The sequence below is a fragment of the Azospirillum sp. UENF 312511 genome, from assembly GCF_058780635.1.
On record NZ_JBSNCG010000003.1, the window covers coordinates 468,124 to 482,434 of the forward strand.

At 69.7% G+C, this 14,311-nt stretch carries 14 protein-coding genes; 5 read left to right on the forward strand and 9 right to left on the reverse strand.

All coding sequences use genetic code 11. From position 1 onward, the window contains the following. Nucleotides 1-66 precede the first annotated feature (66 nt). The 4 genes from ACWPN7_RS13570 to fumC form a co-directional block, all read right to left on the reverse strand. On the reverse strand, nt 67-243 hold the full coding sequence (locus ACWPN7_RS13570; protein WP_155903422.1) for a hypothetical protein: 177 nt from the start codon (nt 241-243) through the stop codon (nt 67-69). Between the two features lie 143 nt (nt 244-386). After that, nucleotides 387-1,100, reverse strand: a complete 714-nt coding sequence (locus tag ACWPN7_RS13575; protein ID WP_014239904.1) for a DUF599 domain-containing protein — start codon at nt 1,098-1,100, stop codon at nt 387-389. Between the two features lie 103 nt (nt 1,101-1,203). After that, the gene (locus tag ACWPN7_RS13580) at nt 1,204-1,407 is read right to left on the reverse strand and encodes a ribbon-helix-helix domain-containing protein (RefSeq protein ID WP_014239903.1); all 204 of its coding nucleotides are present in this window, start codon (nt 1,405-1,407) and stop codon (nt 1,204-1,206) included. Nucleotides 1,408-1,426: 19 nt separating this feature from the next. Continuing rightward, the gene (gene fumC / locus ACWPN7_RS13585) at nt 1,427-2,827 is read right to left on the reverse strand and encodes a class II fumarate hydratase (protein ID WP_014239902.1); all 1,401 of its coding nucleotides are present in this window, start codon (nt 2,825-2,827) and stop codon (nt 1,427-1,429) included. Between the two features lie 218 nt (nt 2,828-3,045). On the opposite strand from fumC, the gene ACWPN7_RS13590 reads away from it, so the two are divergent. Together ACWPN7_RS13590 and ACWPN7_RS13595 are read left to right on the forward strand one after the other, a co-directional pair. Then, on the forward strand, nt 3,046-3,300 hold the full coding sequence (locus tag ACWPN7_RS13590; protein ID WP_103041188.1) for a hypothetical protein: 255 nt from the start codon (nt 3,046-3,048) through the stop codon (nt 3,298-3,300). 369 nt (nt 3,301-3,669) lie between these two features. Continuing rightward, nucleotides 3,670-3,885 (forward strand): hypothetical protein, encoded by a 216-nt coding sequence (locus ACWPN7_RS13595; RefSeq protein WP_038528762.1) that lies wholly within the window; start codon nt 3,670-3,672, stop codon nt 3,883-3,885. A 107-nt stretch (nt 3,886-3,992) separates the two neighbouring features. On the opposite strand, the gene ACWPN7_RS13600 is transcribed toward ACWPN7_RS13595, so the two are convergent. Further along, nucleotides 3,993-4,484, reverse strand: coding sequence for a GNAT family N-acetyltransferase (locus ACWPN7_RS13600; RefSeq protein ID WP_038528764.1), 492 nt, complete (start codon nt 4,482-4,484; stop codon nt 3,993-3,995). Nucleotides 4,485-4,582: 98 nt separating this feature from the next. Between ACWPN7_RS13600 and ACWPN7_RS13605 the strand changes: the two genes are divergently transcribed. After that, nucleotides 4,583-5,707: a GNAT family N-acetyltransferase gene (locus ACWPN7_RS13605; RefSeq protein ID WP_459197982.1), complete on the forward strand. Its 1,125-nt coding sequence runs from the start codon at nt 4,583-4,585 to the stop codon at nt 5,705-5,707. Between the two features lie 11 nt (nt 5,708-5,718). On the opposite strand, the gene ACWPN7_RS13610 is transcribed toward ACWPN7_RS13605, so the two are convergent. Both ACWPN7_RS13610 and ACWPN7_RS13615 read right to left on the reverse strand, forming a co-directional pair. Further along, complete coding sequence (locus tag ACWPN7_RS13610) at nt 5,719-6,801, reverse strand: glycosyltransferase (RefSeq protein ID WP_038528767.1); 1,083 nt, start codon at nt 6,799-6,801, stop codon at nt 5,719-5,721. A gap of 401 nt (nt 6,802-7,202) precedes the next feature. Further along, nucleotides 7,203-8,279 carry a CgeB family protein gene (locus ACWPN7_RS13615; protein ID WP_459197983.1) on the reverse strand — a complete coding sequence of 359 codons (1,077 nt, stop codon included), beginning with the start codon at nt 8,277-8,279 and terminating at the stop codon, nt 7,203-7,205. A 334-nt stretch (nt 8,280-8,613) separates the two neighbouring features. On the opposite strand from ACWPN7_RS13615, the gene ACWPN7_RS13620 reads away from it, so the two are divergent. Together ACWPN7_RS13620 and ACWPN7_RS13625 are read left to right on the forward strand one after the other, a co-directional pair. Then, the gene (locus ACWPN7_RS13620; protein WP_149650517.1) at nt 8,614-9,381 is read left to right on the forward strand and encodes a phage tail protein; all 768 of its coding nucleotides are present in this window, start codon (nt 8,614-8,616) and stop codon (nt 9,379-9,381) included. A 48-nt stretch (nt 9,382-9,429) separates the two neighbouring features. Then, a complete protein-coding gene (locus ACWPN7_RS13625; RefSeq protein WP_051657896.1) occupies nt 9,430-10,197 on the forward strand; it encodes a phage tail protein in 768 nt (255 codons plus the stop codon). 51 nt (nt 10,198-10,248) lie between these two features. Here the strand turns inward: ACWPN7_RS13625 and ACWPN7_RS13630 are convergent, their stop codons facing one another. Both ACWPN7_RS13630 and ACWPN7_RS13635 read right to left on the reverse strand, forming a co-directional pair. After that, nucleotides 10,249-11,556, reverse strand: a complete 1,308-nt coding sequence (locus tag ACWPN7_RS13630; protein WP_103041687.1) for a hydroxyacid-oxoacid transhydrogenase — start codon at nt 11,554-11,556, stop codon at nt 10,249-10,251. Nucleotides 11,557-11,638: 82 nt separating this feature from the next. Further along, nucleotides 11,639-14,293 (reverse strand): DUF2339 domain-containing protein, encoded by a 2,655-nt coding sequence (locus ACWPN7_RS13635; RefSeq protein ID WP_459197984.1) that lies wholly within the window; start codon nt 14,291-14,293, stop codon nt 11,639-11,641. Between the last annotated feature and the right edge of the window lie 18 nt (nt 14,294-14,311).

Sequence of the window (14,311 nt, forward strand, 5' to 3'; positions counted from 1 at the left end):
TGTGCGGCGGGAAGCGGCCGCTCCCGTACCTCGTCAAACCGGCATCAGGCCAGAATCGGGCCAGCGTCAGGCCAGTTCGTGCGCGGCATCGATGCAGTGGCGGGCCTGATCGAGCAGCTCGCGGTTGCGGTCCATGAACTCCTTGGCGGCGCCGCAGGCTCCCGGATGCAGCCGGACTTCCGCCAGGAGCCGTTCCGCCTCGTCCAGCGAATTCAAGACCGATACCGCTGTGTCGATGTCCATGGCCAACCCCCTCAAGCGTGGCGTGCTGCACCGCACGCGTTCATCAGGCGGCTATGACAAAAGCATTGATTTGCGCTGCAGCGTATTGGCCATAACGTCGCAGATTTAGAACATTTTAACATATTTATCGCCAAAAACGTGCATCATGGCCGTTTGCGTTTCTCCAGCGCATCCGCCTGTACGCGGATGACCTTCTCCGTCGCGGAGAAGCCCTGCCGGCGGGTCAGGACGACAATGACCGCCGCGGTGGACACCATGAAGAACCAAGGGCCGAGCATCCAGGCCAGCGCCGCCATGGCGAAGTAATAGGCGCGCATGCCGCCGTTCAGCGCCTTGACGGCCAGCGTCATGGCGGCGGCGATGCTGTCCGCCATCGCGGTCTTCTCCTCCGCCGGGACCGGTGGCAACGGGGCGGAGCCGATCAGGGCGCAGCAGTAATTGTACTGACGCAGCGCCCAGGTGAATTTGAAGAAGCCGAAGGTGAAGATCGCCACGAGCAGCAGCATCTTCAGCTCGAAGAACTCGCGCGTGGTCTGCACCGTGAAGGACAGCGTGCCGACCAGCTTGTGGGCGTTCTCCACCGCGCCGAAGGCGCCGACCAGACCGGCCAGCACCAGCATGTTCGTGCTGGCGAAGAAGGTGCAGCTCTGCATCGTGTGGCCGACGAGCTGTGAATCCATGATGCGGTTGTCGCGCTCCAGCATCCGCTCCATCCAGTGGCGGCGCACCTTCTTCAGATGCTGGTTGACGACCATGCGCCCGCCCAGCATGTGGTCCTGGATCAGCGTGAAGCCCGCCCAGCAGGCGAGGAACCACAGGAAGGCAACGGTGTCGAGGACGGTGATATCGGGCGTCACGGGCGGACACTCTGGCACGGGGGAAAGGGGACGGTCCGGCGCAAGGGTGTAGCCGTCCCCCCGCCGCCTGTCCAGGGGCGCCCCGGCGAGGGTTTCGGGTCCCCTACCCCCGCCCCTGCACCGCGTTCAGCACATGGACGCGGATCGCGCTCGACAGGTTGCCGCTGCGGGTCGAATCGATCTCCTCGATCAGCGCGTTGACCGACATGCCCCGCGCCTGCGCAAGGCCCTTCAGCGCCTCCCAGAATTCCTCTTCCAGGGAGACGCTGGTCGGGTGCCCGGCGATGAGGACGGAGCGCTTCTTCATGGATGGCGCGCAGCCCCGCTCACCGGGGCTTCACCATGGTTTCCGGCTTGACCCACTGATCGAACTGCTCCTCGGTCAGCAGGCCCAGCGCCACGCCGGCCTGTTTCAGGGTCGTTCCCTCCTTGTGGGCCTTCTTGGCGATCTTCGCCGCGTTGTCGTAGCCGATGTGCGGGTTCAGCGCTGTGACCAGCATCAGGCTCTCGTTCAGCAACTGGCCGATCCGCTCGCGGTTCGCCTCGATGCCGACCACCGCGTTGTCGGTGAAGCTGTTGCAGGCGTCGGCCAGCAGCCGGATCGACTGGAGGACGTTGTAGGCGATCACCGGCTTGAAAACGTTCAGCTCGAAATGGCCGGTGGCGCCGGCGATGCTGACGGTGGTCTGGTTGCCCATCACTTGGGCGCAGACCATGGTCATCGCCTCCGACTGGGTGGGGTTCACCTTGCCGGGCATGATGGAGGAGCCGGGCTCGTTCTCCGGCAGCGCGATCTCCCCGATGCCGCAGCGCGGGCCGGAGCCGAGCAGACGGATGTCGTTGGCGATCTTCATCAGCGACACCGCCAGCGTGTTCAGGCTGCCGTGGGCGTCGACCAGCGCGTCGTGGGTCGCCAGCGCCTCGAACTTGTTCTCGGCTGTGACGAAGGGCAGCCCGGTGATCGACGCCACCTCCGCGGCAAAGGCTTCGGCGAAGCCGGTCTTGGCGTTGAGCCCGGTGCCAACCGCCGTGCCCCCCTGGGCCAGCCGGTAGAGCTGCGGCAGCGACGCCTTCACCCGCTCGATCCCGTAGGCGATCTGGGCGGCGTAGCCGGAGAACTCCTGCCCCAGGGTCAGCGGCGTGGCGTCCTGGAGGTGGGTGCGCCCGATCTTCACAATGTCGGCGAACTCCGCCGCCTTCGCCGCCAGCGCCGCGTGCAGGTGCTCCAGCGCCGGCAGAAGCTCGTGGTGGATCTGCTCGGCCGCGGCGATGTGCATGGCGGTGGGGAAGCTGTCGTTGGACGACTGCCCCATGTTGACGTGGTCGTTGGGGTGGACCGGCTTCTTCGACCCCATCTCGCCGCCCAGCGCCTCGATGGCGCGGTTGGAGATGACCTCGTTCGCGTTCATGTTGGTCTGGGTGCCGGAGCCGGTTTGCCAGACCACCAACGGGAAATGATCGGCCAGCGTGCCGTCGATCACCTCCTCCGCCGCCTCGACGATGGCGCGGCCCAGCCGGGGGTCGAGCACCTCCAGCGCCATGTTGGCGAGCGCCGACGCCTTCTTCTGGATGCCGAGCGCGCGCACCAGCGCCGGCGGCATGCGCTCACCGCCGATGCGGAAGTTGCGCAGCGAGCGCTGCGTCTGGGCGCCCCAGTAACGGTCGGCGGCAACCTCGATCGGTCCGAAGCTGTCGGTTTCGGTGCGCATCCCGGTCTTGCCGGTCATGGTCAGGTCCTCGTCGGTTCGAACATCGTTCCGGTCAGCGAATTTTTTCCCGAATCGCCCGCCGGGCAAGGGGAATCAACGCGGAATCCCCTTTGGGCAAGGGTCCGGCCGAATTTGTTCTTGTTGCGTTCCGTTTCCTGCGTTACCGTTTCTGCGTGACCGGCCCCGCCGCCCTATCCCCCCATCCCGTTGCCCCTCTCCAGCCCTGGGAGATTCGAATGAGCGATTTCGCCATGGACCATGTCCGCGCCTTCATCGCCAAGACCCGCGTCGCCGAGATGACGGCGAAGGGCTGGCGCGTGGTCGGCCCCGGCGAGGAAGGCTCCCTGCTGATGGAAGGGCCGCAGCTTGGCGGCGCGCCGGTGCGCCTGTCGGCCTTGGTCAACGATCTGTTCGACGATCTGGTCGCCCAGGCGCTGGAGCGCGCCGACCGCATCGACCACGCCGCGGGCCGGCTGCCGCGCGCCGCGTAAGGAGCTACGCCCGGCGCACCGGGCCCCGCAAAGGATGTACTCCGCCCGGCGGGACGGCCTGTTAACGCCCCGCCGCGGCGGCTTAAGGCTTGTGGACGCCACCGTTAAGGCTCCGCCTCCCTCCCGCCTATGACGGTCCGGCCGCTACGACCTTCGCCGGAAGTCCTTGAAAAGTCTCACAGCCTCAGAAAAGCGTCCGTTCATTTCAAGAGAAGTGGTAATCCTTCCGGGTAAAAGCTCCCTATATTTGTCGGTCGCGGGATTACCCCTCAAGACACCAGCCCCGCGGAGCCCCCGTTAGTAAGTCGTTAACCGGGACATGGCCAAATAGAGACATCACGAACACACAAGACAAAACGGAGTTTTAAAATGCTGATCGCCACCACCACCGAACAGATTACCTCGTCCTCTCGCGTTCACATCGCCCTGGTCGATGAGTTCATCCAGCTGGCGCAGAACCGGATCGACGGCCAGAACGACCCCTTCGTCCGCGAAAGCCTCGCCGACCTGCTGTCCACCCTGCGCGAAGAGCGGTCCGGCTACCTGGACCTGCTGAACGCCGCGATGCTGGCCAAGGCCGCCTGAGGGTCCCGCAGGACCAAGGCATAAGTACCGCGTGGTGGCGATGAGGTCGGGGCCGTCAACAAGCCCCGACCGTCAGCCCACCGGAACCGTCAGATACCGACGTTCCCTCAAGCCTCATCCGCCTGCGCGGCCAGTGCCGCGATCGCATCGCCGGTGAGACGGTAGGGAAGCCACTCCTCCATCTGTTTGAAGCCGATGCGCAGATAGAAATCGCGCGCCGGGTTCCAGTGCAGCACATTCAGGTCGACACGGCGGCAGCCCCGCTCGTCCGCCAGTTTCGCCACCGTCGCCAGCAGCTTGCGGCCCACGCCATAGCGCCGCGCTTCCGGGGTGACGTAGAGATCCTCCACGAACAGGCCGGCCCGCCCTTCCCAGGTGGAATAGTTGCGGAAGCACAGCGCGAAGCCGACGGGCTCCCCGTCCAGTTCGGCGATCAGCGCCTCGAACACCGGACGCTCGCCCCAGCCGTCGCGCCGGAAGTCCGCCTCGCTCGCCTTCACGGCGTGGGGTTCGTTTTCGAATTCGGCGAGTTCCCGGACGAAGCGGAGAATGGTCGGGCAATCGGCCTCGATGGCCGGACGGACGGTCACGGTGGGCATGGCAACTCCAGGTCTCACGATGGCGCGACGATAGCCGTGCCGGCCACACGGCAACAACCGCTTTGCCATCGGCCCTGGGCGGGCTTAGGCTGCGCGCCATGCGGGACATCCAGACCATCGGCCAGACCATCGGCGGCTTTTCCATCCGCGAAGCCCGGCCCGGCGAGCGCCACGCCCTGCTGGCCCTGGTCGCGCGGATCGACGCGGAAAGCGATTTCCTGCTGCGCGAACCCGGCGAGCGGCCCTTCTGGGCGCGCGACCTCACCGCCTTCCAGGCGCCCGGCAACTCGACCATCTTCGTCGCCGAGACCGTTGGCAACCGTCCCCCGGATCTCGTCGGCTATCTCAGCGCCCATGGCGGGCGGTTCCGCCGCAACCGCGGTGCGGTAACCCTGGCGGTCGGGGTGCGGCGCGACTGGAACGGACGCGGCGTCGCCACCGCACTGTTCGCCGCGGCGGAGAGCTGGGCGCGGCGGACCGGCGCGCACCGGCTGGAACTCACCGTGGCTGAGAGCAACGGTCGCGCCCTGTCCCTTTACGAACGGCTCGGCTTCCTCGACGAAGGGCTGATGCGCGACGTCCTGCGCGTCAACGGCGCGTGGCGCAGCGAGCGGCTGATGGGCAAGATCATCGGGGCGGACGGTGTTCCCGAATGGCCCGTACCGGCTCCCGACCCGACCGTCGAGGCGCCACGCCAAGAGCGGATCGGACGGCTGGAAATCCGCCCCGCCCTGCCGGCGGACGCCGGCGCCTACCTCGCCTACGACCACGCGGTGCGGAGCGAAACCCACTTCCTGATGCGCAGCGCCGCCGAATCCCTGCCGGACGTCGCGGCAGCCCGGCGCTTCCTCGCCGAACAGAGGATCGGCGACCGGACGGTCACCCTGCTGGCCGTTGCGGACGGGACCATCGCCGGGTCGCTGTCGCTGTGGACCGGCGCCTACGCCCGCACCGCGCACGAGGCCGGTCTGGGGTTGGCGGTGCGCCGGGACTTCTGGGCGCTGGGCGTCGGCGGACGCCTGATCGCCGCGGCGGACCTCTGGGTGCGGGCGCGGCGGCTGCACCGGCTGTCGCTCTGGGTGTTCGGCCACAACGGCCGCGCCCGGCGTTTCTACGCCAGGCACGGATTCGAGGAGGAGGCGGTGGCCCGCCGCCACAGCCTGATCGACGGGCGCTTGGCCGACCAGCTGTCGATGGCCAAGCTCTATGGAGCCAAGCCGTAAAGGAAGGGGCGCTACGCCACCCCCGCCGCGGCCGCCGTCCCTCCCGCGACCAGTTCCTCGAAGCGCGCCAGATAGCGTTCCGTCATGCCGTCCAGCGAGTAGCGGGCGCGGGCGACGGCGCGGCAGGCGTCGGGGTCCAGGCCCTCGCAGTCCTCGATGGCGCGGGCCATCTCCTCGGCGTCCTTGACCAGAAAGCCGGTGACGCCCGGTTCCACGAGGTCGGCCAGGGCTCCGGTCGGGAAGGCCACCACCGGGGTGCCGCAGGCCAGCGCCTCCAGCGCCGCGACGGGGGTCGGCTCCGACATCAGGCTGGGCGCCAGCAGGCAGCGCGCCGCCCCCAGCATCCAGCGCTTGCGCCCGAAGCCGATCCGCCCGAGGAAGCGGCGCTTGGGGTCAAGCCTGGGCCGGATCTCCTCCTGAAGGTAGCGCTGCTCCTCCGCGCCGCGGGACAGGCCGCCGCAGAGAAGAAGCTGCATGTCGATCTGCCGCGCCGCGTCCAGCGCGATGTGGAAGCCCATCTCCGGCTCGATGTCGCCCAGGCAGACGGCGAAGCGGCGCTTCGGCACGCGGATGTGCAGGCGGTCCACCGCCACCCCGATCTCCAGCGGCGGCAGGAAGGTCAGCCCCGGCGAGGCCCCGCGCACCTGGGCGGCGGACACCGGCTGGAGATGCAGCTTCGCCCGCCGCGACATCAGGGCCTCCGGCCGGTAGCGGTCCAGCGGCTCGTAGAGCGTCGCCAGGACCGGCACGTCCTGCGGCGGCAGCAGGGCGTCGAAGTCCCGGACATGGATGTGGACGAGGTCGGGTGCGTGGTCCTCCACCGCTCCGGCGACCACGGTGGCGACGCGCCTCAGAACGGCGGCCTGCGCCCGCTCGTCCGGCGCCTGCCCATGCGCCCCGCCATGGACGCGCGCCAGCGGGATCAGCGTTCCCGCCACCGCCGAATCCTCCGGCGCGATGACGACCGAGCGGTGCCCGGCGCGGACCAGGGCGGCGTCGATGGCGCCGGCCACCTGCTCCGCCGTGCCGTCGTTCTCCGGGTCGGCGCCGACCGGGGCGAAGGGCGACGCCACGGTGAGGATGGTCAATGCCATCGCGCCACCTCCAGAAAACGAAGGCCCGAAGGGACGCCGACGCTGGGGTGACGTTTTCCAGCCGGCCTGTTGCTACGCATCACCGCTTCGTTCATCCCATGTCCCTGTGGTGTTATTCATTGGAACTTATTGTCTGACGCACGCTCTTCTTTCTCTCCGTCCTCTTGACGGCCCGGAGAACAGCCGGAATCGGGACAGTCCTGTTGCCATAGCCCCCTCCTTGTTTTCTACGAAAACGGGCTTCGGGTAACCGGGGTATTGGAAGTGGATCGACTCGCGGAAGGGATAGCCGTCCTGCACCGGGTTGCCGACCTCGGAACCGGGAACCCGACCGGACGGCCAGAGCGCCCAGGGCGGCTTACTTCCAACAGAAACAATCCGGGCAACCGGGGAACGTCGGATCAATCATCGCCGCCCCCCTTGATGTCGAGGATGGAGCGCAACTCCCGCACGCGCCGTTCCGCCGTGTGTTCCTCCAGAACGCGCGACCGCGCGCGCTGGGCCAGCGTGGCCAGATGGCCGCGCGGCAGCATCAGCGCCGTGGTCACGTCGTCGGTTTCCCGCGCGACCAGGATGTCGCGCCCCGGCTCGAAAAAGGCGCCGATCCCCTCCCATTCGTCGGAGATCACCGGAACGCCGCAGGCCGCCGCCTCGAACAGCCGGACGGACGGGCACCAGCCCATCGCCTTCAGTGGCTGGCGCGTCACGTTCAGCGTCAGGGTGGAGGAGCAGAAGAAGGCCGCGTGCTCCGCCGGCGGCAGATGCCGGACGCGCTGGATGTTGGGCCCCCAGGACGCGTCGTCCGGATAGCCGCCGCCGGCTAGGACGAAGCGCCGCCGTCCCAGCCGCCGGGCCGGCTCGATGAACAGCGCCTCCAGCGCCGCCCGCCGATCCTCGACCCAGGCGCCGAGGTGGCAGAGGTCGCCGAGATAGCGCCGCACCGGATCGGCGGGACGGTGCAGGTCCGGGTCGACCCAAGCGTAGAGCGGCGCCACGAACCGCGCGCCCAATTGCGTCTTCAGCGCCTCCAGCGCCTGCCCGCCGGTGCTGCTCAGCACGGTGTCGAATCCGCCCAGCCCCTCCGGCGGCAGATAGGCCGGCCGCTCCCCCGTTTCGGAGCGGGACAGGGTGATGTGCGTGTCGAGGTCGTAATAGACCGTGCGCTGCGCCGTCGACCCCAGCACGAGGTGGGAGGCCGCCGCCCCGTCCGCACAACCGGAGGTCACCATCGCGACGTCCGCCTCGTTGGCGTGACGCTGCGCCGCCTCCGCCACATCCTCCCAGCGGCCGTAGAGCAGAAGCTCCCCGCCGGGGATGTCCCACAGGTCGCGGTGCTCCGCCCGTTCGGGCGTGTCGCGCTCCAGGAAGACGACGCGATTGCCCCGCCGCGCCAAGGCCTTGACCAGCCCCCGCCACAGGGTGGCGTGCCCGTTGCCCCAGGAGGAGCTGATGGATTGTCCGAAGATGATGATTTTCATGATGTTGGCGCCATGCCTCCGCCCCCGAGCCTCCATCCCGATGGCCCTTACGGAACAACGTGCCCCGTCCGATCGTGTTCCGGACGCCGGACCCGCGCGGAGGGGGTGCCCCAGGGGGCCGCCGTCCGGCCGACCGGCCGCTCTTCTGCCGACACCGCACGCTTTGCGTGTCGATTACAGAACAGACCCAACTATGAATAAATTTGTATAAAAATGCCGTTTAACCACCCAAGAGGGTTATGAGATAATAAATTCGTGAAAAAAGAAAATCATTCACTTGTGTGACAACCAGTCGTCAAAACTCAAAAAACAATCCCAACGCGAAGGACACATCATGCGCAAGGCTCTTTTCACCGCCGCGCTTGCGATGGCAAGCGGGATGGCTCTGTTCAGCACCCCCGCCGCTGCCTGCAACGACGAGGCGTACATCGGCACCGTCTGCACCTTCGCGTTCGACTGGTGCCCCCGCAATTACATTCCGGCCGATGGCCGGACGCTGGCGGTCCGCGAATATCAGGCTCTCTTCTCCCTGGTCGGCTACCGCTACGGCGGCAACAACGCGGACATCTTCGGCATCCCCGACCTGCGCGGCCGCGCCGCCATCGGGTCCGGCACCGGCCCCGGTCTGGCGAATGTCGCCATCGGCGCCAAAGTCGGCCAGCAGGAGCTTCTTCTGTCCGCGGCTCAGGTGCCGCTGCAGCCGCACACCCACACCGCCACCTTCACCGGCACCGGTGGTGGCTCGGGCGGTTCGACCACCGTTCCCTTCACCGGCACCGTCAGCGTTCCCGTCACCAACGGCGGCACCCCGGTGTCGGCCCCGGCCTCGGGCACCGTCTACCTCGGCGACACCTCGATCGACGACGGCGGCGCCGGCATGACCCTGAAGGGACCGTACAACACCAGCGGTCCAGGCACCGGCGCCAAGGTGGCCGGCACGGCCAGCGGCTCCATCACGGTTCCCAACACCGGCATCACCGGTGGGACCGTGGCGGTCGCCCCCGCGTCGGCCGGCGCCACCCAGAAGGTCTCCACCCAGTCCCCGGCGATCGGACAGACCGTCTGCATCGTCGCCAACGGCCTCTACCCGAACCGTCCGTAACGGATCGCGGACCCGGAATCCGAACCCTTCCAACGCCGAGGACCCACCATGCGCAAGATTCTCCTCTCCGCCGCCTTTGCGATGACCGGCGGCCTGGCCCTGTTCAGCACCCCCGCCGCCGCCTGCAACGTGGAGCCCTACATCGGCACCATCTGCACCTACTCGTTCGACTGGTGCCCGCAGGGCTATGTGGTGGCCGACGGCCGCACGCTGGCGGTCCGCGAGAACCAAGCGTTGTTCGCCCTGATCGGTTACCGCTACGGCGGCAACAACGCGGATCTCTTCGGCATCCCCGACCTGCGCGGCCGCGCCGCCATCGGGTCCGGCACCGGCCCCGGGCTGGCGAACATCGCCATCGGCGCCAAGGTCGGCCAGCAGGAGCTTCTGCTGTCGGCGGCCCAGGTGCCGCTGCAGCCGCACACCCACACCGCCACCTTCACCGGCACCGGCGGCGGTTCGGGCGGCTCGACCACCGTTCCCTTCACCGGCGATGTCAGCCTTCCCGTCACCAACGGCGGCACCCCGGTGTCGGCCCCGACCTCGGGCACCGTCTACCTCGGTGAGACCTCGCTCGACGACGGCGGCGCCGGCGTCACCCTGAAGGGACCGTACAACACCAGCGGCCCGGGCACGGGCGCCAAGGTCGCCGGCACGGCCAGCGGCTCCATCACGGTTCCCAACACCGGCATCACCGGCGGCACCGTGGCGGTCGCGCCCGCCTCGGCCGGCGCCACCCAGAAGGTCTCCACCCAGTCCCCGGCCATCGGGCAGACCGTCTGCATCGCCACCGTCGGCCTCTATCCGAACCGTCCGTAACACCGGTACGGGCGGCCTCTTCCCACAGGAAGGGGCCGCCCGCTGGTGCGCTCACCAGTAGGTCATGGCGTCGGCGTAGAGCCCGCGCAGGTCCTCCTCCGTCACCGGACGGGGCGCGATGGTCAGCAGCCGTTGCTGCGCCATCGCGCCGCGCACCAGATCCGGGATGTCCGCCGCGCCGTAGCCGAGCGCCGACAGGCCGTTGGGCAAATGGGTGGCGCGCATCATGGCGATCAGCCGGGCGGCCAGAACGGCACCGCCATCCGCGGGCGACACGTCGCGGACCTCCGCCCCCAGCGCCTCGGCGGCGCGGAGATGGCGCTCGGGCTCGGCGGAGCCGGTGAAGCGGAAGGCGGCCGGCGCGTTCAGCACCACCGAGATGCCGTGCGGCACCATCGGGTTGGCCTTCTCGTAGCCGCGCGCCGTGAAGCGGTGGTTCATCCCGGCGACGGAATAGGACATGGCGTGCGGGATGTGCACGCCCGCGTTCCCGAAGGCCAGACCGGCCAGCGTCGCCGCGAACATCAGGGCGTCGCGCGCCTCCTCGTCCGCCGGATCGTTGACGGCGCGCTCCAGATACTGCCCGCCGAGCCGGATCGCCTGAAGGCTGCCGATGTCCGACCAGGGGTTGGCGCCTTGGTAGGGCGGACGCGGGTTGGCCGCGTCGGGCTTCGGGCGGGAGCGGTAGGAGCGCGCGGTGTGGCTCTCGATGGCGTGGGTCAGCACGTCGAAGCCGGTGGAGGCGATGACGCCGGGCGGCAGGCTGTCGATGGTGGCCGGGTCGACCAGCGCCAGATTGGGACGCAGGTAGCGGGAGGAGATGCCGGTCTTCACCCGCATCTCCACATGGTCGAAAATGGCGACGCCGGTCGTCTCGCTGCCGGTGCCGCAGGTCGTCGGGCAAGCGATGTGAGGCTTCACCGGGCCGGGCACCGGACGCCCCTCGCCCAGCGGCTTGTTGACGTAGGCGAGGAAGTCCGCCGGGTGGGTGGCGTAGAGGTTGGCCGCCTTGGCCGTGTCGATCACCGACCCGCCGCCGACCGAGACATAGCCGTCGAACCGGCCGTCACGGGCGAAGTCCGCCGCCTCCAGGAAGGACGCGCTGGTCGGCTCCACCGCGCAGCGGTCGTAGACGGCGACGTCCAGCCCGGTCGCCTTCAGCGAGTCCAGCGCCGCCGCGAAGGGCGCGATCCCGGCCACATGGGGATCGGTGAACAGGGCCACCCGGCGCATGCCCATGGCCTTGGCATCGTTCCCCGCCTCCGCCAGCATGCCGCGGCCGAACTTCATCGACGCGGCCTCCACCGTGAAGCCGCTGTCACCGTTGGGCAGGATGGGATGGGCGATGGGGTTGGTCATGGTTGCGGGCCTCCCTGGCTTTTCTGTGTTCGTTTCCACCATCGGAGCGCGAGAGGGGCCGCCTGTCAACCCGACCGTTCGCTCAGGCGACTGTTTGCCCTCCCTGCGGCGCAGTGCCCTGGAGCCGGCGGTAGAGATAGCCGACGCCGATCAGGCTCAGCCCCAGACCGAGGAAGGAGGCGACGCGGTAGAGCCCGCCCAGCTCGGCCATGTCGCTGAGGAAGACCTTGGCGACCACCGCCAGGATCAGCGCCATCGCGGCGTGGCGCAGCCAGCCCAGCCGGTACCGCAGGGCGGCCACCAGCATCAGCACCGCCGCCACCAGGAAGCCGGCGGAATAGCCGTACCATTCGGCGTCCGGCAGGTCCGGGCCGGAGAGCACCGGCCCCTGGAAGGCGTGGCGGATCTCCAGCGCCAAATTCGTGCCGAGCAGAACCAGAGGCAGCAGCGCGACCCACGGGCGCAGGCGGGCCGGCAGCGGCTCCACCCATAGGAACAGCAGCCCAAGCAGGGCCGGAAGCCCATAGGCGAGCAGCAGCGTGTTCGCCACCGGCCACGCGCCCACCGCCTCGTCGCTCCACAGCGGGTTCAGGGCGACGAGATGCAGCGCCGCCGCCTGGACCGCCGCCAGCCCGGCCAGAATGCGCCGCCCCCACACCGCCACCGGCCGCGTCCGCCAACGCCGCCCCGTTGCCAGCAGCAGGGCCAGCGCCAGCCAGACCAGCGTGTGCAGCGCCACCTCGCGCAGCGTGTCGGGCGGCTCGTCCAGCGTGCCGCGGGTCAGCGCCTGGATGCCGAGCGACAGCAGCAGCGTGACGAAGGCCAACCCGCCAGCCTCCAGCAGCGCGACCACCCCGTCGTCGCCCTTGCCGTCCGGCGCGGAGCGCAGCCAATGGGCGGCCAGGAAGAAGCCCGCCGCCGGCAGGCCGTAACCGTAGACGATCCAGCCGAGCCCGTCCTCCCCATACTCCAGCACGGACGGATTCAGTGCCAGCCGGACCAGGACGGCGCCCGCCACCAGCAGGATCACCGCGCGCAGAGAGCGCAGGCCCATCCGCCGCTCCAGCCACGCCAGCACCGGCACCTGGGCGGCCAGCGCCACGGTCAGCCACGCCTCGCGCAGCAACATGACGGCGCCGAGGCTGAGCGCCCCAACCGCCCCGGCGGCGAAGGCGGCCAGCCCCAGACTGACACCCGGCTGGTGGCGGTGGCGGGCCAGCGGGCCGGTTCCGGCGACCAACAGCGCCGCCAGCGCCAGGCTTGCCACCGGCCACAGCGTGTCGGCCTGCGGCGGGTCCAGCCGCCAATAGGCGAGCGCCAGAAGCACCACCGGCATCCAGGCCGCCAGCGACGACCACAGCGCCGCCCGCGACGACCGCCACAGGGCGATGAAGCCGCACACCCCGTAGAGCAGGGCGAAGCCGCCCACCGCCCAGAGGAACCGCCCGGACTGGAACGGCAACTCCGAACCGGGCGATGGCACGATGGGGTGCCCGTCGGCGGTGACGGCGGGCGGCGGCAGCGGCCAGCGCGGCACCGTCCAGCCGGCGAAGGCGAGCAGAACCGCCAGCGCGCCGATCCAGGCGACGCCGGCGATCCGCTCGATCCGCCGCCCCGCCGCGACACAGAGCAGCCCGAACAGGGCGAGCATCACCAGCGATCCGTCGCGGTGCCCATCCACGGTGACGAGCATCGCCATCAGCAGGCCCAGCACCGCCACCGCCGCGACGGCCAGACGGTCGGCGCGCGGGCGTCCCCTCCAGCGCAGCATGTCGAACAGGGTGGTGCGCGGCATCGCCTCGACCGACCCGGCCAGCAGGGCGGGCATCAGGAACAGCCCGGCGGTCAGCAGCAGGTAGATCCCGACCGGCAGGGCGTCGCCGGGGTTCCAGCCGCCGACGTACCAGACCGGCACCCAGCCCGCCGCCCCGACCAGCGTGCCCAGCCCCAGCCAGCGCCAGCCGCGCCACAGCACCACCGTCATGCCGGCGCCCGACAGAGCCAGCAGATAGGCGAACAGCCCCCAGGCCGATCCGCCGATGGACGAGACCAGCAGCGGCGTCGCGAAGCCGCCGAGCAGCCCCAGCGCCGCGATGTAGGGTCCCTGGAGCAGCGACAGCGCCATGCCCAGCGCCGCCAGCCCGCCGAGCAGCGCGAAGGCCAGCGGCGGGGCGAACAGGTCGTAGAGCACATATCCGCCATAGACGCTGGCGAAGCCGGTGAACAGCCCGGCCGCGGTCAGGGCCGGCGGCACCGGATCGCGCCCTCCCGCCTCCGCTCCTCCGCCGCGCTGCCGCAGCCATTCACCGCCGACCATCAGCGCCGCGGCGGAGAGCAGGCCGAGCGTGACGCGCACGCCGGGGCCGAGCCAGCCCTGCTCGATCGACATCTTGATGAAGAAGGCCGCCGCCAGCGCGACCGTGGCCCCGCCCAGCCAGATCAGCCAGCGCCCGGCCAGAGCGTCCTCCAGCCGGCTCCACACGGACAGCGGGGGTGGCGAGGGCTCCGGTGGCGGCTGGATCGGCGGCGGTTGAATCGGCAGCTCCGGCGGAGCCTCCACCATGACGGCGGTGTCCGCGACGGGAGCCTCGACCGGCGCGGCGTCGACCGCCGCCGGCCCCTGCACCCGCTCCAGCGCCTGCCGCAGCCGGGCGATCTCGCGCTCCTGCGCCGTCAGCCGGCGGTTGAACCGGTGGGCGACGATGGCCCCGATCAGCACCAGAAGAATGACGTCCATGCCCGACCGTCCCGGCTG